We start from the raw sequence: 21,576 nt of genomic DNA on the forward strand, positions 1-21,576 counted from the left end.
TGCGCGGTCAGAACTGATCGCGCAGGGTTCGCATGACCTCGTCCAGGAAATCGACCACCGCCCGGACGCGGGGCAATCCCTCCAGATCGGCGTGCATCACCAGCCAGTAGCTGCGTTGCGCCGCCATTTCTTCCGGCATAATCCGGATCAGCCGCTCGTCCTGTGCGGAAGCGAAGACATGGAGCATCCCCAGTCCCATGCCGGCCGCGACCGCGGCATGTTGCGCTGCGCTCGAACTGGCGCGAAAGCGTATATCTGCGCCTGGCAGCAGTTCATCGAGAGCGATCATTTCGGGAAATCCGGCCAGATCGTCGATATAGGAAACAAAGCCGTGCCGGGCGAGGTCGATGCGGCTTTCTGGCACCCCTTCCCGCTCCAGATAGTCGCGCGATCCATAAAGGGCGAGACGATAGTCCACCAGCTTGCGTGTCACCAGCCGTCCCCGAGGCGGCGGATTCAGCATCACCGCAATGTCCGCTTCGCGTTTCGAGAGGCTCGCGGCACGGCTTTCCGACGCCAGTTCCAGCGTCAGCCGGGGATGGCGCGCGCGTAACTTCGCGACATGGGGTGCAACCAGATGCGCCGCGCAGGCTTCGGGCGTCGCCAGCCGCACGGTGCCTTCGACATCGCGGTCGCGCCCCTCCACGCTGCTGATCGCCGCCAGCAACTCGCTTTCGATCCGTTCGGCATGACCGACCAGGGCGAAGGCGGCGGGCGTGGGCATCACGCCGCGTGGCGACCTATCGAACAGCCGTGCGCCCAGCGTGCGCTCCATATTGGTCATGCGCCGGGCGACCGTGCTATGATCCACGCCGATACGGCGCGCGGCGGCGAGCATATTGCCTTCGCGCATCACCGCCAGGAAGAGGCGTAGTTCGTCGGAATTCAGCATGGGCAAATCTGCACAATCATTGTGTCATTGCCCCTGTATATCTGCAAAGCCGGCGGGTCTATAGCGCTGGCATTGCATCGTCTGGAGAGGATCAAAAACCATGCGTTCCATCAGCCATTTCATTCACGGGAAAAGCGTGTCCTTCCCCGGCGCGCGCCTGTCGGACGTACTCGATCCATCGACCGGCGCGGTGCAGGCGCAGGTCGAACTCGCCACCCCGTCGCAATTGCAGAAGGCTATGGATTCGGCCCTGTCGGCGCAGCCGGACTGGGCCGCCACCAACCCGCAGCGCCGCGCCCGCGTGATGTTCCGCTTCAAGGAACTGATCGAGGCCAATCTGGACGAGATGGCGCGGATGCTGTCGTCCGAACATGGCAAGGTGATCGCCGATGCCAAGGGCGACATCCAGCGCGGTCTGGAAGTGGTGGAATTCGCCTGCGGTATCCCGCATCTGCTGAAGGGCGACTATACCGAGGGCGCAGGCCCCGGCATCGACGTCTATTCGGTGCGCCAGCCGCTGGGCATCGTCGCGGGCATCACGCCGTTCAATTTCCCCGCAATGATCCCGCTGTGGATGAGCGCGATGGCGATCGCCTGCGGTAACGCCTTCATTCTCAAGCCGTCCGAGCGCGACCCGTCGGTGCCGGTGCGTCTCGCGGAGTTGGCGCTGGAAGCGGGTCTGCCTGCAGGCATCCTCAACGTCGTCCATGGCGACAAGGAAATCGTCGACGCCATCCTCGACCATCCCGATATCAAGGCGGTCAGCTTCGTCGGATCGTCCGACATCGCCAATTATGTCTATCAGCGCGCCGCGGCGAACGGCAAGCGCGCCCAGTGCATGGGCGGCGCGAAGAATCACGGCATCATCCTGCCCGATGCGGACATGGACCAGGCGGTCGCCGACATCGTCGGCGCGGCCTATGGTTCGGCGGGCGAACGCTGCATGGCGTTGCCGGTCGTGACTCCGGTGGGCGAAGCTACGGCGGAAATCTTCCGCACCAAGCTGATCGCCGCGATCGAGACGCTGCGCCCCGGCATCCCGAGCGATCCGGATGCGCAATATGGCCCGCTCGTCACCGGCCAGCATAAGGCAAGGGTGGAAAGCTATATCCAGATGGCAGCGGACGAAGGCGCGGAAATCGTGGTCGACGGGCGCGGCTTCCAGCTTCAGGGCTATGAGGATGGCTTCTACCTCGCCCCCACGCTGATCGACCGGGTCACGCCGCAGATGAAGAGCTATCAGGACGAGATTTTCGGCCCGGTTCTCCAGATATTGCGCGCCGAGACGTTCGAGGAAGCGCTGAGCTATCCGAGCAAGCATCAATATGGCAATGGCGTCGCCATCTTCACCCGCAATGGCGATTACGCCCGCAAGTTTGCGGCGCAGGTCGAAGTCGGCATGGTCGGCATCAACGTGCCGATCCCGGTGCCGGTCGCCTATCACAGCTTCGGCGGTTGGAAGCGCTCGGGCTTCGGCGATCTCGATCAATATGGCGAGGACGGCGTGCGCTTCTACACCCGCACCAAGAAGATCACGCAGCGCTGGCCGACCGGCGGCGCAGTGGTGGACCAGAGCTTCGTCATTCCAACGATGAAATAAGGTTCGCGCGCACTATCGGGAAAAGGGGCCATGGTCGTTGCAGCAACGATCATGGCCCCTTGTTCATGCGGCCATCCTGCTATTGCGCTCCAAAGCGGATGCGGCGCAGAAAATCCAGCACGCCGTCGCTGAAGGTGTCATTGCTGTCGCCTGCGACCATATGGCCGGCCTCCGGGACGCAATATATTTCGGTCTGTGGCACCAGCCGGACGAGTTCGGCCACGCCTTCGTCATCGACGATGTCGCTCTTGCCGCCGCGCACCAGCAAGGTCGGGATCGACACCCGCCCGCTCACCGCCAGCAACTCCTCGGTCCAGGTGGGCGGTTCGGCGCTGGGCCGTGCCGCCAGCATCCTTGGATCCCAATGCCAGTAGAGACGCCCGTCGTCGTGCAGGCGCAGATTTTTCATGATGCCGGATGCATCGCGCTGCGCCTTGCGTTGCGGATTATAGGCGATGACAGCCGCAAGGGCATCATCGACGCTGGCGAAGCCGCCCGCATGGGCTTGCATGAATCGCTGGATTTTGTCCACGCCGGCCGGTGCCGGACGCAGCACGATATCGACCAGCACAAGCGCGGTCGCCTGTGGCGCCTGGCCCATACCGACCGCGTAGAAACTGGTCATGCCGCCCATGGATGCGCCGACGAGCGCGACCGGGCGGCGATCGCCGATGGCCGCCTGCAAATCCGCACCGCGCGCCGCGAGCGAATAATCCCCCTCTTCCGACCAACTGCTGTCGCCATGCCCTCGCGCATCGAAATTGATGACATGATAGCCCTCCCCGATCATCCGGCGCATCGCGCCCGACCAGCTATGGCGGGTCTGCCCGCCGCCGTGCAGCAGCATGATCGTGGGAGCGTCGATCGGACCGCCGACATCGCCGACCAGCGTCAGTCCATCGCGGGTCGCAAATTCGCGGCGGGATATATCCATCGTCGAGGCATGTTCCGTCATGCGTCCTGCGCTACAATCTTTCCCGCGGATATGCCAGCACGCCAGGCCGGCGCCCCGGCCTGTTTACAAAGGCCGTCGACATTGGCCGTCCGATCGGCATGATCCAACTCATCGCGCAGCCCTGCGCCAAGGAGTTGATTATGCTGTTCTCTTCATCGTTCGCCCGCCCGTTGATGCTGGCCGGCCTGCTCTCCACATCGGCGATCGCGCTGGCGGCGCCGCCCAGCTTCGACGTGGCCCGTGTCAGCGCCGACATCAAGACGCTGGCGAGCGACGATTTTGAGGGGCGTGGCCCGGCCACCCGCGCCGAAGTGAAGACGATCGACTATATTTCCGCGCAGATGAAGGCGGCGGGGCTGAAGCCGGCCGGGCCCAAGGGCAGCTGGTTCCAGGATGTGCCGCTGCGCATGTCCAACATTACCGGCACACCGACCCTGTCGATGACCATCGGCGGCAGCGCTCAGCCACTGACGCAAGGCGGCGAGATCGCGGTGCGCGCGGCTGAAACGGGCCAGTCCTCGGTCCAGTTCACCGACCTGCCGCTGGTCTTCGTCGGCTATGGCGTGAAGGCGCCGGAACGGGGCTGGGACGACTTCAAGGGCGTGGACCTGAAGGGCAAGATCATGGTCGTGCTGGTCAACGACCCGGATTTCGAGGGCGGTGAAGGCGATTTCGGCGGCAAGCTGATGACCTATTATGGCCGCTGGACCTATAAATATGAGGAAGCCGCCCGGCAGGGCGCGGCCGGCGTGCTGGTTGTGCATGAAAGCGAGCCGGCCTCCTATGGCTGGGCCACGGTCAAGAACAGCAACACCAACACCATGTTCGACATCGTCCGCGCCGATCCCAAGGCGGCGCATACGCAGATGGAAGGGTGGGTGCAGAAGGATCTGGCGGCCAAGCTGCTGGCGGCATCCGGCGTGGATTTCGAGGCGGCCAAGGCTGCGGCGCGCAAGAAGGATTTCAAACCCATCCCCATGAAAGCCACGATGAGCGCCGACTATGCGGTGAAGTCGGAGATCATTACCTCGCATAATGTCGCGGGGCTGGTGCAGGGCGGCACATATCCCGACGAGACGGTGATCTATTCGGCGCATTGGGACCATCTGGGCATCGGCGCGCCCGATGCGAAGGGCGACACCATCTATAATGGCGCGAAGGACAATGCGTCGGGCACGGCTGCACTGCTGGAGCTGGCCCGCGCCTATGCCAAGGGGCCGAAGCCCGAGCGCACGGTGCTGTTCCTGGCGGTGACGGCCGAGGAAAAGGGGCTGCTGGGGTCCGAATATTATGCCGACAATCCGCTGCGACCGTTGGCCACTACGGCGGGCGTCGTCAATATGGACGGGCCGTTCGGCATGGAGAAGACGACCAATTTCAGCATTTCTGGCGCGGCGAAGCTGGACCTGCTGACGACGCTGACGCAGGAAGGCGAAAAGCTGGGCCGCCATTACACGCCGGACGCGCGACCGGAAGCGGGCAGCTTCTACCGCTCCGACCATTTCCCGATGGCCAAGCGCGGCGTGCCTGCCATTTCCTTCAATCCGGGCCGCGAGCTGGTGAATGGCGGGGCCGAGCGGGGCAAGCTGTTGCAGGACGCTTATACCAAGGATCGCTATCACCAGCCGGCGGACGAATATGACGCCAATTGGGATACGAGCAGCTGGGTCGGCGACCTGACCCTGCTCTATAATGTCGGGCGGCGCGTGGCGGACAGCCATGACTGGCCCAACTGGTCGGCGGACAGCGAATTCCGCGCAACCCGCGATGCCACGGCGGCGCAGCGGAAGTAGGATGGTATAACCATAAGCTATGCCCCGGTCAGTTCGGCCCGATTGCCGATGCTGACCGGGGAGAGGATCATGGCGGCTCTGCCGAGGAGCCGCCATGACCATTGCCCGATCCCTGAACGCCATCGCCACCGTATCGCTGCGCGGGACGCTGGAGGAGAAACTGAAGGCGGCGGCTGCTGCGGGTTTTGCAGGGGTCGAGATTTTCGAAAATGATCTGGTCGGGTCAGCCCTGTCGCCGAAAGAGGTGCGGGCGATGCTGGACGACCTCGGCCTCGCCTGCATGCTCTATCAGCCCTTCCGCGATTTCGAGGGGTTGCCGGGCGACCTTCGCCGTCGCGCCTTCGACCGGGTGCGGGCCAAGTTCGACCTGATGGCGGAGCTGGGGACCGACCGCATCCTCTTCTGTTCCAGTTGCCATCCCGCCGCATTGGGCGAACGTGACCGGATCGTCGATGATTTCCGCGAACTGGGCGGGATCGCGCTGGAACGCGGCATCATCGTCGGCTATGAGGCGCTGGCCTGGGGCCGGCATGTCAACGACCATCGCGACGCCTGGGCGATCGTGGAGGCGGTGGACCATCCGAATATCGGTATCATCCTCGACAGCTATCATTCGCTGTCGCGCCAGATTCCGAGCGAGAGCATTCGGGCGATACCGGGTAACAAGATCGCTTTCGTGCAACTGGCCGACGCGCCGCTGCTCGACATGGACCTGCTCTACTGGAGCCGTCATTTCCGCAACTTGCCGGGACAGGGCGGGCTGGATGTCGCGGGCTTCGTGGCGGAGATATTGCGCACCGGTTATGACGGGCCGCTGAGCCTGGAGATCTTCAACGATCGCTTCCGGTCCAACGCCGCGCGACTGGTGGCGGAGGATGGGCATCGCTCGCTCGACTATGTCCGCGATACCGCGCAACGGCTGATCGCCCAGCCGACCGCCATGCCCGCACCGCAGCCGGTGCTGGGCTGCGAGTTCGTGGAGTTCACCGCCGATGGCAGCGATGCCGCGCGGCTGGGAAGTAGCTTCGCGTCGCTAGGCTTTACGCTGGTGGGCGAGCATCGCCACAAGAAGGTGACGCGGTGGCGGCAGGGCGGCGTCAACCTGATCGTCAATGCCGAGCCGAAGGGCTTTGCCAGCGCCTATCGCGCGACCCAGGGCACGGCGATCTGCGCCATCGGCGTGCGGGTGAAGGACAAGGCGGCCGTGCTGGCCCGCGCCGCCGCGCTGGGGATCAAGGCCTATAGCCCCGAAGGGCGACCGGGCCGGATGGCGATGCCGGCGCTGCGCGGGGTTGGCGGCAGCCTCATCTATCTGATCGACGATCATGAGGTGGAGGGGCTGTGGGCGCGCGAGTTCGACGCGGTGGAGATGGATGCGGATGCGATCGGTGCGGATGTGCGCGGCATCGACCATCTGGCCGCCGTCGTCCATAATGACGAATTCCTGTCCTGGCAGCTATACTGGCGTTCGCTGTTCGGGCTGGAGGCGCGCGGACCGCAGGATGTGATCGACCCATCGGGACTGGTCCATAGTCAGGCGTTGCAGTCGGCGGACGGCGCGTTCCGGGTGACGATCAATGCGTCCGACGCGCGGGAAACCTTGTCCTCCCGCTTCCTCGACCATGGCTTTGGCGGGGGGTATCAGCATGTCGCGCTGACCACAGACGATATTTTCGCGACGGCCAGGGGCTTGCGGGACAATGGCGCGGCGATGCTGGAGATACCGGCCAATTATCATGCCGACCTTGCCGCGCGGTTCGATCTGGACGCGGCGACGGCGGCGCGGATGGCGGCGGACGGCGTCCTCTATGACGAGGATGGCGATGGCGCGGGCTTCTGGCAGATGTATAGCCGCGCCTTCGACAAGCTGTTCTTCTTCGAATTCGTCCAGCGGGCGAAGGGCTATGCGGGCTATGGCGCGCCCAATGCCGGGGTACGGCTGGCGGCGCAGAACCGGTTCCGGCCGGACGCGATCCCGGCGGCGACATTGTAGGAATATGGGCGCTTAACTTCGCATATTTCCCGCTGAATGCGACATTTCAGAATAAATGTTGGAAATTATCGAACAATGTCCGTTCGTCCTGAGCCTGTCGAAGGACCGTCCTTCGACAGGCTCAGGACGAACGGCAAATAGCATATTACGGGTTACGGGCGCTGTAGGACAGCGCCCTGCCCTTACAGGATGAGCTTGATCGTCGCCCCCGCCACCACGGCATCAGGATAACGATCGGTCGCGCCGACGCGGTGGATATATTGGAGGTTGGGGCGCAGCAGCAACTGGCGGGTCACCTGCCAGCCATAGAAGATTTCGCCGCTCATTTCATGCGTCTGGACCGCGACATCCTGCCCCAGCAATAGCTGATCGCGCTGGCGATCGGTGATGCGCGGGTTGACGCGGGCATAGACGAGGCCGAGGCCGAAATTATCCTTGGGCCGGCTGTCCCACAGGCCACGTGCGACGAAACCGCCGCTGATGAAGGTCGGCACCCGCGCGGTGTGGCGATCCGACAAAGTGAGCGTGCCGAACAGGCTGAGGCCGCGATCGCCCGGCCCGAAGCGGACGATCATCTGTTCGCCCATGACCCAGGCGCTCCACCGTTCCTGCCGCATGGCGGGCGACAGGCCGGACAGGACATAGGAATCGCCGTTGATATCGTCGCGTACATCGGCGCGGTCGGTGGTGTCGACCAGCCCGCCTACGCGAAACAGGCCCGGCAGGCCGCCTGGCTTCTGCCCTGTCTTCAGCCCCAGCTCGACCGGAAAGACGAAGCTGTCGAAGCGCGGCGCCAGTTTCCACCCTGCCCCGGTCTGGGCGCGGAAAGCGTTGACCTCGAAACCCGCGACAGTGACGCTGAGGTTGGGCGCAATCTCCTGCCGCACGCGCAGACCCCAGCGCGGGATCGGAAAGCCCGAAAAGCCGCTATTATAGAAAAGCGTGGTCGGGCGCGGACAGAAGGCGAAATTCTGGAACTGGCAACCGCTGGGCAAGGTCGCGAAATCGTCACCGGTATGATAAAGGCCGAATTTCACCGCGGTCTTGCCGCCGTTCAACTTCTGTTCGTAGCTGAGTTCGGCCGGACGCAGATCCTGACCGCCGCCGAACAATTCCTGCACTTCGAACAGGTTGCCGAGGCGGGTTGCGGTCAGATCCTCCCCCTTGCGATGGATGATCGTCGCGATGATCTTGCCGCCATTGAGGCCAAACGCCTTGCCGGTGTCGATCGAGGCGGAGGCGAGCAATTGCTGGGTATAGGCCGCGCCGCCATCCCGCCCGCCGGTGAGGCTGGCCGCGCTTTCGGAGACATAGGAGAAGGTGAGATCGACGCCCTTGTCCTTCAGCCGCGTGCGCCAGCCGGGCTTGTCGGCCGGGGCGGCTGGCGGCGGTGTCTGGGGCCCGGCGGATGGTCCCTGCAACTGCGCGGCTTTTGCCAGCACGACCGGCGCAGGCACGACGATGGCAGGCGGGGTGTCGGCGATCATGCAGCGGCTCCTGCGCTGGCGCGGTCGAAATCGCGGAGCATCCGCGCGGAATCCGGTTCGGTTCCCGTGAACAGGGCGAAGGCGTGGGCCGCCTGCATCACCGCCATGCCGCCGCCGGTCAGCGTCGCGCAGCCTTTCGCCTGCGCGGCGGCGAGCAATGCGGTCTGGAGCGGGAAATAGATGATGTCCGACACCCATTGATCGGCGGTCAGCAAATCCGGATCGAAGGGCAGGCCGGGATGGCTGAGCATGCCGATCGGCGATGTCTGGACCACGCCGTCGGCGCCGCTGATGGCAGCCTGCGCCGTGGGGGCGGCCCTCACTTGCGCCGCGGGGAAGAGCGCGGCGAGACGATGAGCCAGCGCCTGCGCGCGGTCTTGTGCCGGATCGAACAGGGTCAGGCGGGTGGCGCCCAGGTCGAGATGGGCATAGCCGACCGCCGCCGCCGCGCCGCCTGCGCCGATCATCGCGACATGGGCGCGCTTGTGCTGGCCAAGGCCGGCGAGGAAGTGGGCGCGGTAGCCGGACCAGTCCGTATTGTCGCCATAGGTGCGGCCATGTTCGAACAGGATGGTGTTGACCGCGCCCAGCGCCTTGGCCGCAGGCGACAGGCTGTCGAGCAGTGGTATCACATCCTGCTTGAAGGGATGGGTGACGTTGATGCCGTCGAAGCCCATGGCCCCCAGCATGGGGATGAGGCGTGGCAGGCCCGCCGCGTCATAGCCCATCACTTCGCCGTCGAGGATGCGATAGACCATCGGCAGGCTGAGCGCGCGGGCTTCGCCTTCATGCATTTGCGGGCTGCGCGATCCGGCGATGCCGCTGCCGATCAGGCCGCAGAGGATGGACGCGACCGGTCGGCCCGTATCCGATACGGGGGTCTGGAACATGGGATTTGTCCTTGGTCGAGAGGTTCAGGCGGCCTTGGGCAGGCGGATGAGCGCGGCGCATAGGCCCGCCAGCACCACCGGCACCGCGAAAATGCCGAAGATCACCGGCAGCGACACTTTCGCCGCGAGCAGGAAGCCACCGAGCATCGGGCCGATCACCGCGCCAATCCGGCCGACGCCCATGGCCCAGCCGATGCCAGTGCCGCGCGCTTCGGGCGGATAGAGGCTGGCGGCGAGCGGATAGCAGCCGTTGAAGCCGCCCTGCACGAAGACGCCGATCAGGAAGGCGGTGCCCAGTGTCGCGGCGAGCGGCATGGCGACCGACCCGAAGACCGTGAGCGCGGCGGCGGCGAGCGTCATATAAAGCAGGATCAGGCGGCGCAGGTCGAAGCGCATGGCGACGAGGCCGATCGAGGAGGTGCCGATGAAAGCACCGATATTGTAGATGGCGCCGGCATAGATGGCGTCCTTGGCCGGAAGGCCGGCCTCGACCGCCAGCTTGGGAATCCAGCTGATGACGAAATAGAGCGTCATGAAGCTGAAGGTGATGGCCAGCCAGAGCAGGATGGTGCTGGGCGCGCGGCCTTCGCTGAGCAGGCCGCGCACGCCGGCATGGCGGGTTTCGCTGGTCTGCTGCGCGGGCAGCGCGTCCAGTTGCGGCTGGCCGATCGAGGCGAGCAGCTTGTTCGCTTTCGCCAGCGCGCCCTTGGGCTGGCGGCTGAGCAGGAAGGCGATGGATTCGGGCAGCAGCAGCCAGACCAGCGGGATGGCGATGGCGCAGAGAGCCGCCGCGCCCAGCAGCATCGCCTGCCAGCCATGGGTGGTGACGTGGCTGGCGACGACGAAGCCGGTCAACGTCGCGCCGACGGGATAGCCGGCCTGCAAGAAACCGACCGCGAAGGTGCGATGCTTTTCGGGGGCATATTCGGCGGTGAGCGCGGCCATGCTGGCCAGCACCGTACCGATGCCGATGCCGACGACGAAGCGGCTGGCAATCAGTTCGGGGATGGAGGTGGCGATGCCCGATGCGAACATCGCGGCGGCCATCATGATGAGCGAGGCGAGGATCAGCTTGCGCCGGCCGAAGCGGTCGGCCAGCGGCGCGATGAGCAGGCCGCCCGCCGCCATGCCGGCAAGGCCCGCGCTGAACACAACGCCCAGGCTTTCGGGGCTGACCTGCCAGTCGGACGACAGCGCAGGTGCGATGTAGGAGAGGATCAGCACATCCATGCCGTCGAGCATGTTGAGGATGAAGCAGGTCGCGACGACGAGGATCTGGCGGGCGGTCCAGACGCTGTCGGACGCTGGGGCCGATGCGTGCGTGGACGGCGTATCCACGGTCACATAGGGCCGCACGGACACGGTGCCGCTGGCGGAATAGCTGGCCATCGAAAAAACGCCTTTCATCCTCTCGCGGGGCGGACCATGCCCCATAGCTCTAACCAACCCGGTGCCGTATCTGGTTCTATTCTGCGGGTCCGGCTACCATGTTGCGATCGTTCCTTTCTTTCCAGCGTTTCAAACGCGCTTTGCCATGCCCTTATGTTATGGCTTTGGCCGAGGAACGCCCAGCAATATGGTGCGGGCGATCTCTTCGAACGTTTCGCCGATGATCGCGCGCGGCGATTCCAGATTGCGGTTGATATAGACCGGCAGCGTCCCCGGATCGTCGAACTCCAGGAAGCGCACGGTTTCGGCATGGGCCTGCATCGCGGTGAAGCTGTCCACCAGCGCCACGCCCATGCCGTTGGCGACGAAGGCGACTGCGGTTTCGGCGAAGCGGATATAGGTCTCTACCTCCAGCGCCTGCCCCGCCCGCGCGAACATGTCGGCGATGATGCGGCCGTGCGGCGTGTCCGGGCGAAAGGATTGCAGCTGTTCGTCGGCGATGTCGGCCACGCTGATCTGCGTCCGGTCGGCCAGTCGATGGCTGGCGGGCACCGCGCAGACCATCCGCCCGGCCCCGATCCGGCTGGACAGGATATTGGGATGGTCGATGGGGAAGACGCTGAGCGCATAGTCGCCCCGCTGCAGCGCCAGATAATCGGACGCCTGTTCAACCGACAGGATGTCGAACTGGATGGTGAGGCCGGGATAGTTGGCGGTCAGCCGGGCCAGCATCCTGGGCACCACCGAATGACCGAGCGAAGGTGACGCGCCGACCCGGAAAGTCCGGTCCTCTCCCTTGGCCAGCCGTTTGATGACATGGTTGAGATCCTCGAACCCCTTGTAGACATGTTCGACTTCCTGGAACAGCACGCGCGCTTCATGGGTCGGCACCAGTCGGCCGCGCGTCCGGTCGAACAGCCGGAAATGCAGCTTGTCCTCCATATGGCCGAGCATCCGGCTGAGGCCCGGCTGCGACGTGCCGAGCATTTGCGCTGCGGCGCTGATCGTCTTGGCGATCATGATGGCGCGGAATATTTCGATCTGGCGCAGGGTGAGCATGTCGCCCTGTAGCATCATTTCAGCGCCTTGGCGCGGGCTTGCGCGGACGCTTGAACCAGAAGGACCAGACCGCAAGCGTGCCGAGCAATGCCATGGCGAGGCCCGAAAGGCTCATCACCAGCCGATAGGCGAGACCGCCGACCTTGGCGGCATGGAGCGGATAGAGCATATTGTAGCCCCGCACCGTACCGGGCAGTTGCGCCGCGTCGCGCGCATCGACGAGGGCGCCCGTGTCGGCAGCGAACCAGAGGGTGGTGCGGCCATTGGGCAGCCATTCCTGCGGTCGCTTCATGCGGATGGTGATGAGACCGCTCTTCTTGCGCGGCAGCGACAGGCTGCGCAACTGGGCATCGGGGAAACGGGCATGGGCGGTGCGGATCATCGCCGCCCAGTCCAGATCTTTTCCCAATGTCGCGTCGCGCGGCGGCGGCGCGGCGAGCGACCGGTCGATCTGCGCGGATGCGCCCGGACCGAACAGGATCGCGGCCATCGGACGGAATATCAGGATCGCGCCTGTCATCAGAGATAGCAGCAAGAGCGGCGCGACGACGATGCCCAAATCGCGATGGTGACGCACGATGGAGGAACGGCTCATCCGCGCCGGCCACAGACGAAAGGCAAAGGTCTTGCGCGTCCGCCACCACAGCAGCACGCCGGTGACGACGAAGAACAGGCCGCACAGCGCCGCCAGCCCGATCACGGTGTCGCCGACCTCACCCATGAAGAGATGATGGTGCAGGTCGAACAGCCACAATTCGGGCCGCTGCCACTGGCTGTCCCATTGCATCACCAGCGCACCCGCCTGATCGGCATAGGCGCCCTTCCCGCCTTTATAGGCCAGGCGCAACAGGCCGAAATCGTCGGAGGCGTAGGTGATCGATTGCGGCATGGGACCGGTCGTCATCAGATGCTGCGTCGTTGCCGCCAGCGACCCCATGTCGGTCACCCGGACGTCGCCGGCATGGGGCGCAAAGGTCAAACTGTCGCGATGCACCAGAAACAGGCCGGTCAGGCCCAGCACCGCCAGCAGCAGGCCGACGATGCCACCGGTCCAGCGATGCAGGCTGTCGAGCAGTCTCATTAGAAGCGATAGTCCCAGGACAGGGTGACATTGCGCCCGCGTCCGGCGAAATAATGGGCATTGTCGTTGGGACGGACGGTCTGGCTGTAATAGTCGATATAGAAAGTATCGAAGATATTCTGCGCCGCCAGCGTCAGCCCGCCGAAGCCGGTCTGATAGCGCAGCGACAGGTCGGTCACGTCATAGCCATCGAACCGGTAGAGCGGGTTGTAATTGCCCGGCGCGCGTTCGAACTGGCGGGCCAGGAAGAATTGCGTCTGGATGCGCGCCGACAGCGGGCCGTGCACATAGCTGGCGGCGAGGTTGAGGCGATCGGGCGAGATGTTGGCGCCGTCCAGATCGCGATCGACCTTGTCCACGCCGTCCGTCGCATTGCCGTCGGTGCGGCCGATCAGATGGGCATAGCCGGTCGATAAAGTGAGGCCCGGCAGCGGCGTCTTGACGCTGAGATTGAGTTCGAGGCCCTGAATTTCCACGCGCTGCCGCTGGATTTCGAACGGCGCGCCGATCGCGGTCTGGACCAGCAACGATCCATTCTTGCTGGTCGACCAGAAATAGGCGGCACTGGCATCGAGCGGGCCGCGCTTCACTTCCACGCCGACTTCGCGGTTGTTGGATACGATTGGTTCGATATTCACATAATCGTCGATATCGACCCCGGCCTGACCCACGGCGCGGGCGATGCGACCGACGTCCGGCACGGTATAGCCTTCTGCATAGCTGGCATAGGCGCGGATGCCGGCCCAGGGCTCCAGGATCACGCCGCCATTGACCAGCGTATCGCTGAAGCGCGGCGTGCCGCCCGATACCGCAAAGCCGCCATAACTGGCGAGCGTGGTATAATCGTCGATGCCGATCTTCACATCTTCATGACGGATGCCGGCGGCGATGCGCAGCTTCTTGTCGAACAGGGCCAGGTTTGCCTGCGCGAAGGGCGCGATGCTGCGATAGTCGGTCGGCGGCACCCAACTGCGACCGGTGGCGATCAGCCTTTGTTCGGTGAGGTCGTACAGCGCATCGACGCCCACGATCGCGGTCAGGGCCTCGAACCCCGGAATGCTGCGTTCATAGCTGATCTTGCCGCCATATTTGCGGCTGCGATTCTGCGACTGGTCGAACAGCGCGCCGATCGGCGCGAGCGCCGCATCCTGGAAGGTCGCAATCGGCGCAATTTCACCGCCATAGGTGTCGCGCGAGCGGTTGAAGAAAATCTGGGCGATCAGATTGCCGCCGGCCAGGTCCGTGTCGGTCAGGGTCAGCGCCGCGCTTTCGGTGCGGCTGGTGGCCGGCACGCCCGGTGGCGTCCCGCGCACGGAGCTGGTCGGCCGATCAATGCGATAATCGCCGTTGGACGCGATATAATCGCCCTCGCCCTTCAACTGGAACCGGCTCATGGTCAGGTCGAGGCGTGCCGTGTCGCTCAATGCATAGCCGAAGCGGCCGAACAGCGACCAGCTGCGGCTGTCCTGGGTTTCGCCCTGGGTCAGGTCGGTGCCCATACGGTTGCCATGGCCATCATAGAAGACGCCCCGCTTTTCATAAGCCGCCCCGACCATCGCGTCCCAGCGCCCGCCGCGCCAGGCCAGCAGACCAGCGACCTTGCCGCCGACTCCGTCGCCATGGAATCCGGTGTCGGCATTGCCCTGCATCAGCATACGTCCCGACAGGCCATCGCTCTTCGGCGGCGACACCGTCACCTGGTTGACGATGCCACCGGTGCCGCCAATCCCCTGCAAGGCGTTGGAGCCATAAATCAGCTCGACCCGATCGACGAAGAAGGGGTCGATGGTGAAACCGTCGCGCGCGCCGTCGCGCAGCGGTGCGGTCTGCGGAATGCCGTTGATGGCATAGAGCGGCGATCGGCCACGCAGCGTTTCGCCCGCGCCCGACAATTTCTGCCGTGTGGGAGAGAAGGAGGGCGTCAGCGCCGACACTGCGTCCACGATGGAACCGCCAATGGCGACCTGCTGATTGAGCGTTTCCTGGTCGATCACGTCGATCGTCAGCGGCAGGGCGTTGGCCGGCAGTACCGAGCGCGCGGCCGTCACCACGATCGGATCGCTATCCTCGGCACGCGCGGCGGTGGACGCCATCGCGGCGAGACTGGCGAGGGACCAGGCTGCGCGGGAAAGCGCGGTGCCGTTGAACAGGATTGCGGCGCGGGTATTCATAATGTCCCCCAGAGTGACGCGCCGCTCCGCTAGACCAGTGGCGAGGCTGTTGCAAGTCATTAGCATCGCAAGCCGCCTACGCTATACAGTCGATCGTTGAGGGGGCACGCGGGGGCTCAGGGATGTCAGCAGCCTAGAGCTTGATGACCTCAGGTCGCCCCGCCTTGCCAACATATACACTCAATGGCGGCGCGTTTATCTCAGGCCATCAGCGCCTCGACCGCCGGCAGGCGGACCTGGAAGACGCTGCCTTCGCCGGGCGCGCTATGCTTGAGCGAGAGCGCGCCGCCGTGCAGCGCCACCAGTTGGCGAACAAGGGCCAATCCGATGCCAAGGCCATCCTGCGCATCCCCGGTCGGCCGCTTGATCTGCGCGAACAGGTCGAAGATCCGGGCCTGCATGTCCGGCGCAATGCCGATGCCGGTGTCCGCCACCTCTATCTCCGCCCAGCCATCGACCGTCCGAGCGGTCAGGCGTACTTCGCCGCCCGGCTGCGTATATTTCGCCGCATTGCTCAGCAGATTGCTGACGATCTGGACGACGCGCGCATAATCGGCATCGAGTTGAATCGGATCGTCGGCGATATCGATGACGAGCCGGTGCTGCGCCGCCTCGATCGTCGGCTGGCAGGTTTCCACGGCGAAGGCGAGGACATCCTGCAGCACGATGCGCTGGATCTTCAGCGAAATCTTGCCCTGGTCGATGCGGGCGATATCGAGGATATCCTCGATCAGACGGGACAGATGATGGACATGCCGGTCCATCCGGCCGCGAATGTCGTGCGCGGCCTCCGTTCCTTCGCGCTTCTCCAACAAATGCAATCCGGCCGCCAGCGCCGCGATCGGGTTGCGCAATTCATGTCCCAGGATTGCGAGAAATTCGTTCTTGCGCCGGTCCGCCGCCTGCAACGCGCCGGCCAGCGTCGCCAGTTCGTCGCGCTGCGCGATGATCTGACGACGCTGGTCGTGCAGATCGAAGAAGATGGCGGCCTTGGACCGCAATATGTCCGCCTCGATCGGCTTCTGGATGAAGTCCACCGCGCCCGCCTCATAGCCGCGGAAGCGGCGCTGCCGGTCGGCGCTGCCGGCGGTCACGAAGATGATCGGGACATGGCGCGTGCGTTCGTTGCCGCGCATATATTCGGCCAGTTCGAACCCGTCCATGCCGGGCATCTGGACGTCCAGCAAGGCGAGCGCGACATCGTGGACCAGCAGCAGTTCCAGCGCTTCCTCGCCCGAACGGGCCTTCAGACAGATCAGCCCGTCGCGCTGGAGCAGCGCTTCGAGCGCCAGCAGATTTTCCTCAAGGTCGTCGACCAGCAGGCAATATAGGGGATGCGTGTCGCTGGTCATGTCGCCGCCAGTGTCAGAAGATAGGAAATGATGTCGTCCAGGGTCATGGCTTGCGCGGATGGACAGACTGCGAGCGCGGCCGCCGGCATGGTCGGCACCTGTGCATCGGCCGGTTCCTGCGCGATCGCGACGCCGCCGACATCTGCCACCGCCGCCAGGCCCGCCGCGCCGTCATGATTGGCGCCGGTCAGGACGATCCCCACAAGAGCTGGGCCATAAGCGTCGGCCGCGCTTTGCAGCAGCACGTCGATCGCCGGGCGGCTGTGGTTCACCTGCTCGTCCCACGACAAGGCGAGCGATCGGTCGGCCTCCACCAGCAGATGATAATCGGATGGCGCGAAATAGATCGTTCCCGCCGAGATCGGTTCCTTATCTTCCGCTTCCTGAACCGGAAGCGGGCATTTGGACCGGAACAGGTCCACCAGCGCATTGTCGCGGTCGGGCGGCACATGGACGACGATCAGCACCGGCAGCGGGTAGGCGGCAGGCAGCGCCGGTAATATCCGCAGCAACGCCTGCACCGCGCCGGCCGACGCGCCGATCGCGATCGCCTGGATCGGCTGCGCCGTCATGGCTCCCGCCTCTGGTAGATTTTCTCCTCGCGCACGAAATCGGCGAAGGACGGCGCGTGATCGGAAAAGCGCAGGCTCTCCTTCGACCCCAGGCCCAGAAATCCCTTGCGTGCGAGGGAGTCGCGGAACAGGCCGAGCGCCCGATCCTGCAGGTCGCGGTCGAAATAGATAAGGACGTTACGGCACGAAATGAGATGCATTTCGGCGAACACCGCGTCGGTCACCAAGCTGTGGTCGGAAAAGACGACCTGCGATCGCAGGCTCTTGTCGAACACGGCGCGGCCATAATCCGCCGTATAATAGTCGGACAGCGAAGACCGTGCGCCCGACTGCTGATGGTTTTCGGTGAACTTGCGGATCTGTTCTAGCGGATAGACGCCGGCTTCCGCGGCCTTGAGCGCGTCGGGGTTGATGTCGGTCGCGTAGAAGAGCGTCCGCTGGTCCAGCCCTTCCTCCCGGAACAGGATCGACAGCGAATAGAGTTCTTCCCCGTTGCTGCAGCCCGCGACCCAGACCTTGAGCGAGGGGTAGGTCCGCAGATGCGGGATCACCTTTTCCCGCAGGGCGCGGAAATAGCCGGGATCGCGGAACATCTCGCTGACCTGCACGGTCAGATAGTTGAGCAGGCGCGGCAGCGTCGCGGGATCGTGGAGCAGATGGTCCTGCATGGCGGAGAAACTGGCAAAGCCCAATTGCCCGCGCGCCTGCACCAGGCGGCGCTTGATCGACGCGCGCGCATAATGACGAAAGTCATAATGATAGCGTTGATACAGCGCCTCCAGCAGCAACTGGATTTCGATATCCTCGACGCCCGCCTGCATGGAGCCTTGCACTAGCGCGGCATCCATACACGCACCAGCGAGAGCAGTTTGTCGACGTCGATCGGCTTTGCCATATAATCGTTGGCACCCGCTTCCAGGCAGCGCTGCTGGTCGTCCGGCATCGCCTTGGCCGTCAACATCAGGATCGGCAACCCCGCCCAGCGCGGATCGCCGCGCAGTGCGCGCGTGGCGGTGAGTCCGTCCATCACCGGCATCATCACGTCCATGAGGACAAGGTCGATGCTTTTTGCTGGATCGTCCAGCGACGCCGCCAGCGCATCGATCGCCTCCTGCCCGTTGCGCGCGATCTGGACCGCCGCGCCGCGCGGCTCCAGCACGCTGGTCAGCGAGTAGACGTTGCGGACGTCATCCTCGACGATCAGGATGCGGCGCCCTTCCAGCGCGGCATCGCGATTGCGGGCCTTCTGGATCATCTTGCGCTGTTCGGGGGGCAGTTCCGACACGACCTGGTGCAGGAACAGCGACACTTCGTCCAGCAGCCGTTCGGGCGACTTGGCGCCCTTGATGATGATCGAGCTGGAATAGCGGCGCAGGCGCTGCTCGTCGTCGGGCGACAGGTCGTGGCCGGTATAGACGATGACCGGCGGGAAGCCATGATCCCCCTCCTCGCTCAGCGTCTCCAGCAAGGCGAAGCCCGATGTGTCGGGCAAGCTCAGGTCCAGCACCATGCAATCGAACGTCTGCTGGCGCAGTTGTTCGAGACATTCGGCGGCGGTGCCGACGCCGACCGTTTCGACATCGTCGGTCAGCAGCAGCCGCGCCACCGCATCGCGCTGGACCGGGTCATCCTCAACGATTAGGACGCGCCGTACCCGCGTCGCCAGCTTGGCGTGCAGGCTTTCCAGCACTTCGGCGAGCTGTTCGCGCTTCACCGGCTTCACCAGATAGCCGACCGCGCCGAGCGACAGCGCAGCCTGGCTGTGGTCGGACGCCGAGACGACATGGATCGGAATATGGCGCGTCGCCTCATCATGCTTGAGCCGATCGAGAACGGTCAGCCCCGACTGGTCGGGCAGGCCGAGGTCGAGCACAACGGCGCTGGGCATATAGTCGCGCGCCAGCCTGATCGCCTCTTCCGCGGTGCCGGCGATGATGCACTGGAAACCCATGTCGCGCGACAGGTCGCACACGACCGAGGCGAACACCTCGTCATCCTCGATGATCAGCAGCAGGCGGCGCCCTTCGGCGATCGAGGCGCGGTCGTCCTCCACGATCCATTGGGGCTGGACCGGGACGTGTCTGGGGGGCGCGGGCGTTGCCGGCGCGACCGGCGCAGGTTCGACGCGGGCTGGCGCCGCGACGGGGCGGGACCCGACCGTCGCCGGATCATAGGCCAGCGGCACGATCAGGGTGAAGCGGCTGCCCTCTCCCGGCTTGCTCTCCAGGCTGATGTGGCCGCCGAGCAGGCGGGCGAGCTGGCGCGAGATGGACAGGCCGAGGCCAGTGCCGCCATAGCGCCGGCTGATCGTACTGTCCGCCTGATGGAAGGCTTCGAAGATATGCCCCTGCTGTTCGGTCGACATGCCGATGCCGGTGTCGGTGACGGCGAGCGCGATCCGGTCCCCCTCCGCCGGCGACAGGGTCAGGCGCACGCTGCCTTGTTCTGTGAATTTGAAGGCGTTGGACAGAAGGTTCTTGAGGATTTGTTCGATCCGCATCCGGTCGGTTTCGATCGCGCGGGGGCAGTCGGGAGCGACCTCTATTTCGAACGCCAGATTGCGCGTTTCGGCGACGGGCTGGAACAACTGGCGGATATCGCCGACCAGCCGCTGCAGCGGCACCGTTTCGGGCTGGACCTGGATATGCCCGGCCTCGATCTTCGACAGATCGAGAATGTCGTTGATGAGGGTGAGGAGATCATTGCCCGACGATTCGATCGTCCGCGCGAACTTGACCTGATCGTGCGATAGATTGCCTTCGGGATTGTCGCCCAGCAGCTTGGACAGGATCAGCAGCGAATTGAGCGGCGTGCGCAGTTCATGCGACATATTGGCCAGGAAGTCCGATTTATACTGGCTCGCCTGTTCCAGTTCCCGCGCCTTGGACTGCAATGTGCCGGTCGCGCGCTCCAGTTCGTCGCGCTGGTTTTCCAGCGTCTGGGCCTGCTCTTCCAACTGGCTGTTGGTCTGTTCCAGTTCGACCTGCTGCTGTTCCAGACGAACCTGCGATTCCTTGAGCGCGCGGCCCTGCTCCTCCAGCTCCTCGTTGGAAACGCGCAGTTCCTCGCTCTGCGCCTGCAACTCGCCCGACTGGCGCTGGGTTTCCTCCAGCGCATCCTGCAGCCGCGCGCGAAAGCGGGCCGATCGCAGGGCGATGCCGATCGCCGGCGATGCATGGTCGAGAAGGTCGAGGACGGCGGGGCTGACCGGCTGGAAAAATCCCAGTTCCAGCACCGCGTTGACGACCTCGTCCGCCTTGGCCGGGATGATGACCAGATGCCGGGGCCGGTCCCTGCCCATCGCCGATCCGATCGTCAGATAGCCGTCTGGAATATCCTGCAGGACGAGCGGCGCGCCTTCCGCGGCGACCTGACCAAGCAGTCCTTCTTTGATCAGGAAACTGGCGGGCAGGTCCGCGTCTGCCGGTATGCCGAGCGTAGCGGCGCGCTGGAAGCGGCCCCCTTCGCCCTTGAACAAGGCGCCGCCCTGAAAGCCGAGATAGCGGGCCAGGAAGGCAAGGATCGCTTCGCCCAATTCCTCGACCGACTTTTCTCCCCCCATGGCCGTCGACAGGCCCAGCTGGCCGGCCTGCAACCATTGCTGACGGGCGCGGGCGCGGTTGCTTATCCGCATGAGAATGAAGATGACGAGGGTCAGGCCCGCGCCGATCAGGCTGGTGATAATCCCGGTGGTGATTGCCGTGCGCGACGCCGCCGCCATGTCGTCCATGCGAACTTGGCGCAGCCGCAACTCTTCCTGCGCCATGCCGTTCAACTGCGCCCGGATCGCGTCCATTTCGATCTTGCCACGGTCCGTGGCCACCACGGCCAGCGCGGCGCCAACCCCCTTGGTCCGGCGCAGATCGACCGTTTCGCGCAATTCCGCCACCTTGGCGTCGACATGCCGTTTCAACACGGCAGCATTGGCCTGCTGCGTCGGATTGTCGCGGGTCAGCAGAATGACCGCCTTCATGCGTTCGGCGAGATTCTGCACCGCGCTGTCATAGGGTTCCAGATAGGCCTGGGTGCCGGTCAGCAGATAGCCACGCTGCCCGGTTTCGGCATCCTGTGCCGTCGAGAGCAGATCGTCGAGCGCGATCAGCACGCTGTGGGTGTGGCGGATCGCTTCGTCGCTTTCGCGCAGGCTCTGGATATTGCGATAGGCGATCGTGCCGCTGACGAGGAAAAAGGCCAGGCCGACCGCCAACCCCAATGCTGCCCAGATCGACGCGCGCGACAGCGGGCTGCCCGCAAAAGCTGTTTTTCCGATTGCCATGGACGTTCGCGTAAAGGGGTCTCAGCCATCCGCCAAGCAATTGTTTTGCCGGATAAGCCGGGATTG

Annotated in this window: 15 protein-coding genes; 3 read left to right on the plus strand and 12 right to left on the minus strand. The window is 64.7% G+C overall.

What is annotated here, in order from left to right; genetic code table 11:
* Nucleotides 1–7 precede the first annotated feature (7 nt).
* Nucleotides 8–892, minus strand: a complete 885-nt coding sequence (locus tag ABT375_RS19700; protein ID WP_416465683.1) for a LysR family transcriptional regulator — start codon at nucleotides 890–892, stop codon at nucleotides 8–10.
* 100 nt (nucleotides 893–992) lie between these two features.
* Here ABT375_RS19700 and ABT375_RS19705 point away from each other — a divergent pair, with 100 nt between their 5' ends.
* Nucleotides 993–2,492, plus strand: coding sequence for a CoA-acylating methylmalonate-semialdehyde dehydrogenase (locus ABT375_RS19705; protein WP_224546777.1), 1,500 nt, complete (start codon nucleotides 993–995; stop codon nucleotides 2,490–2,492).
* A gap of 79 nt (nucleotides 2,493–2,571) precedes the next feature.
* Here ABT375_RS19705 and ABT375_RS19710 read toward each other — a convergent pair whose 3' ends face one another.
* Nucleotides 2,572–3,447, minus strand: a complete 876-nt coding sequence (locus ABT375_RS19710; RefSeq protein ID WP_261937257.1) for an alpha/beta fold hydrolase — start codon at nucleotides 3,445–3,447, stop codon at nucleotides 2,572–2,574.
* 140 nt (nucleotides 3,448–3,587) lie between these two features.
* Between ABT375_RS19710 and ABT375_RS19715 the strand changes: the two genes are divergently transcribed.
* Together ABT375_RS19715 and ABT375_RS19720 are read left to right on the plus strand one after the other, a co-directional pair.
* On the plus strand, nucleotides 3,588–5,240 hold the full coding sequence (locus ABT375_RS19715) for a M28 family metallopeptidase (protein WP_416465685.1): 1,653 nt from the start codon (nucleotides 3,588–3,590) through the stop codon (nucleotides 5,238–5,240).
* A gap of 94 nt (nucleotides 5,241–5,334) precedes the next feature.
* The gene (locus tag ABT375_RS19720; protein ID WP_416465687.1) at nucleotides 5,335–7,233 is read left to right on the plus strand and encodes a bifunctional sugar phosphate isomerase/epimerase/4-hydroxyphenylpyruvate dioxygenase family protein; all 1,899 of its coding nucleotides are present in this window, start codon (nucleotides 5,335–5,337) and stop codon (nucleotides 7,231–7,233) included.
* 182 nt (nucleotides 7,234–7,415) lie between these two features.
* Here ABT375_RS19720 and ABT375_RS19725 read toward each other — a convergent pair whose 3' ends face one another.
* From ABT375_RS19725 to ABT375_RS19770, 10 genes are all read right to left on the minus strand, one after another.
* Nucleotides 7,416–8,720, minus strand: a complete 1,305-nt coding sequence (locus ABT375_RS19725) for a carbohydrate porin (protein ID WP_416465689.1) — start codon at nucleotides 8,718–8,720, stop codon at nucleotides 7,416–7,418.
* A complete protein-coding gene (locus tag ABT375_RS19730) occupies nucleotides 8,717–9,610 on the minus strand; it encodes a shikimate dehydrogenase (RefSeq protein ID WP_416465691.1) in 894 nt (297 codons plus the stop codon). The genes ABT375_RS19725 and ABT375_RS19730 overlap by 4 nt, the downstream gene beginning before the upstream one ends.
* 24 nt (nucleotides 9,611–9,634) lie before the next feature.
* Nucleotides 9,635–10,999, minus strand: coding sequence for an MFS transporter (locus tag ABT375_RS19735; RefSeq protein WP_416465693.1), 1,365 nt, complete (start codon nucleotides 10,997–10,999; stop codon nucleotides 9,635–9,637).
* Between the two features lie 156 nt (nucleotides 11,000–11,155).
* The gene (locus ABT375_RS19740; protein ID WP_224546791.1) at nucleotides 11,156–12,076 is read right to left on the minus strand and encodes a LysR substrate-binding domain-containing protein; all 921 of its coding nucleotides are present in this window, start codon (nucleotides 12,074–12,076) and stop codon (nucleotides 11,156–11,158) included.
* A gap of 1 nt (nucleotide 12,077) precedes the next feature.
* Complete coding sequence (locus ABT375_RS19745; RefSeq protein WP_416465695.1) at nucleotides 12,078–13,139, minus strand: PepSY-associated TM helix domain-containing protein; 1,062 nt, start codon at nucleotides 13,137–13,139, stop codon at nucleotides 12,078–12,080.
* On the minus strand, nucleotides 13,139–15,232 hold the full coding sequence (locus ABT375_RS19750; protein ID WP_416465875.1) for a TonB-dependent receptor: 2,094 nt from the start codon (nucleotides 15,230–15,232) through the stop codon (nucleotides 13,139–13,141). Before ABT375_RS19750 ends, ABT375_RS19745 begins: the two co-directional genes overlap by 1 nt.
* A gap of 278 nt (nucleotides 15,233–15,510) precedes the next feature.
* Nucleotides 15,511–16,662: an ATP-binding protein gene (locus ABT375_RS19755; protein ID WP_416465697.1), complete on the minus strand. Its 1,152-nt coding sequence runs from the start codon at nucleotides 16,660–16,662 to the stop codon at nucleotides 15,511–15,513.
* The gene (locus ABT375_RS19760; protein ID WP_416465699.1) at nucleotides 16,659–17,234 is read right to left on the minus strand and encodes a chemotaxis protein CheB; all 576 of its coding nucleotides are present in this window, start codon (nucleotides 17,232–17,234) and stop codon (nucleotides 16,659–16,661) included. The genes ABT375_RS19755 and ABT375_RS19760 overlap by 4 nt, the downstream gene beginning before the upstream one ends.
* Nucleotides 17,231–18,055: a CheR family methyltransferase gene (locus ABT375_RS19765; RefSeq protein ID WP_224547085.1), complete on the minus strand. Its 825-nt coding sequence runs from the start codon at nucleotides 18,053–18,055 to the stop codon at nucleotides 17,231–17,233. Before ABT375_RS19765 ends, ABT375_RS19760 begins: the two co-directional genes overlap by 4 nt.
* Before the next feature lie 11 nt (nucleotides 18,056–18,066).
* Nucleotides 18,067–21,510 carry a response regulator gene (locus tag ABT375_RS19770; protein ID WP_416465701.1) on the minus strand — a complete coding sequence of 1,148 codons (3,444 nt, stop codon included), beginning with the start codon at nucleotides 21,508–21,510 and terminating at the stop codon, nucleotides 18,067–18,069.
* Nucleotides 21,511–21,576: the final 66 nt, after the last annotated feature.

Origin of the sequence: Sphingomonas sp. VDB2, assembly GCF_047946695.1 — a bacterium.
Classification (GTDB): Bacteria; Pseudomonadota; Alphaproteobacteria; order Sphingomonadales; family Sphingomonadaceae; genus Sphingobium; species Sphingobium bisphenolicum.

Excerpts from the sequence above, each read along its gene's own strand:
- ABT375_RS19700 (WP_416465683.1), bottom strand. The coding sequence starts at position 892 with ATGCTGAATTCCGACGAACTACGCCTCTTCCTGGCGGTGATGCGCGAA.
- ABT375_RS19705 (WP_224546777.1), top strand. The coding sequence starts at position 993 with ATGCGTTCCATCAGCCATTTCATTCACGGGAAAAGCGTGTCCTTCCCC.
- ABT375_RS19710 (WP_261937257.1), bottom strand. The coding sequence starts at position 3,447 with ATGACGGAACATGCCTCGACGATGGATATATCCCGCCGCGAATTTGCG.
- ABT375_RS19715 (WP_416465685.1), top strand. The coding sequence starts at position 3,588 with ATGCTGTTCTCTTCATCGTTCGCCCGCCCGTTGATGCTGGCCGGCCTG.
- ABT375_RS19720 (WP_416465687.1), top strand. The coding sequence starts at position 5,335 with ATGACCATTGCCCGATCCCTGAACGCCATCGCCACCGTATCGCTGCGC.
- ABT375_RS19725 (WP_416465689.1), bottom strand. The coding sequence starts at position 8,720 with ATGATCGCCGACACCCCGCCTGCCATCGTCGTGCCTGCGCCGGTCGTG.
- ABT375_RS19730 (WP_416465691.1), bottom strand. The coding sequence starts at position 9,610 with ATGTTCCAGACCCCCGTATCGGATACGGGCCGACCGGTCGCGTCCATC.
- ABT375_RS19735 (WP_416465693.1), bottom strand. The coding sequence starts at position 10,999 with ATGGCCAGCTATTCCGCCAGCGGCACCGTGTCCGTGCGGCCCTATGTG.
- ABT375_RS19740 (WP_224546791.1), bottom strand. The coding sequence starts at position 12,076 with ATGATGCTACAGGGCGACATGCTCACCCTGCGCCAGATCGAAATATTC.
- ABT375_RS19745 (WP_416465695.1), bottom strand. The coding sequence starts at position 13,139 with ATGAGACTGCTCGACAGCCTGCATCGCTGGACCGGTGGCATCGTCGGC.
- ABT375_RS19750 (WP_416465875.1), bottom strand. The coding sequence starts at position 15,232 with ATGGCGTCCACCGCCGCGCGTGCCGAGGATAGCGATCCGATCGTGGTG.
- ABT375_RS19755 (WP_416465697.1), bottom strand. The coding sequence starts at position 16,662 with ATGACCAGCGACACGCATCCCCTATATTGCCTGCTGGTCGACGACCTT.
- ABT375_RS19760 (WP_416465699.1), bottom strand. The coding sequence starts at position 17,234 with ATGACGGCGCAGCCGATCCAGGCGATCGCGATCGGCGCGTCGGCCGGC.
- ABT375_RS19765 (WP_224547085.1), bottom strand. The coding sequence starts at position 18,055 with ATGCAGGCGGGCGTCGAGGATATCGAAATCCAGTTGCTGCTGGAGGCG.
- ABT375_RS19770 (WP_416465701.1), bottom strand. The coding sequence starts at position 21,510 with ATGGCAATCGGAAAAACAGCTTTTGCGGGCAGCCCGCTGTCGCGCGCG.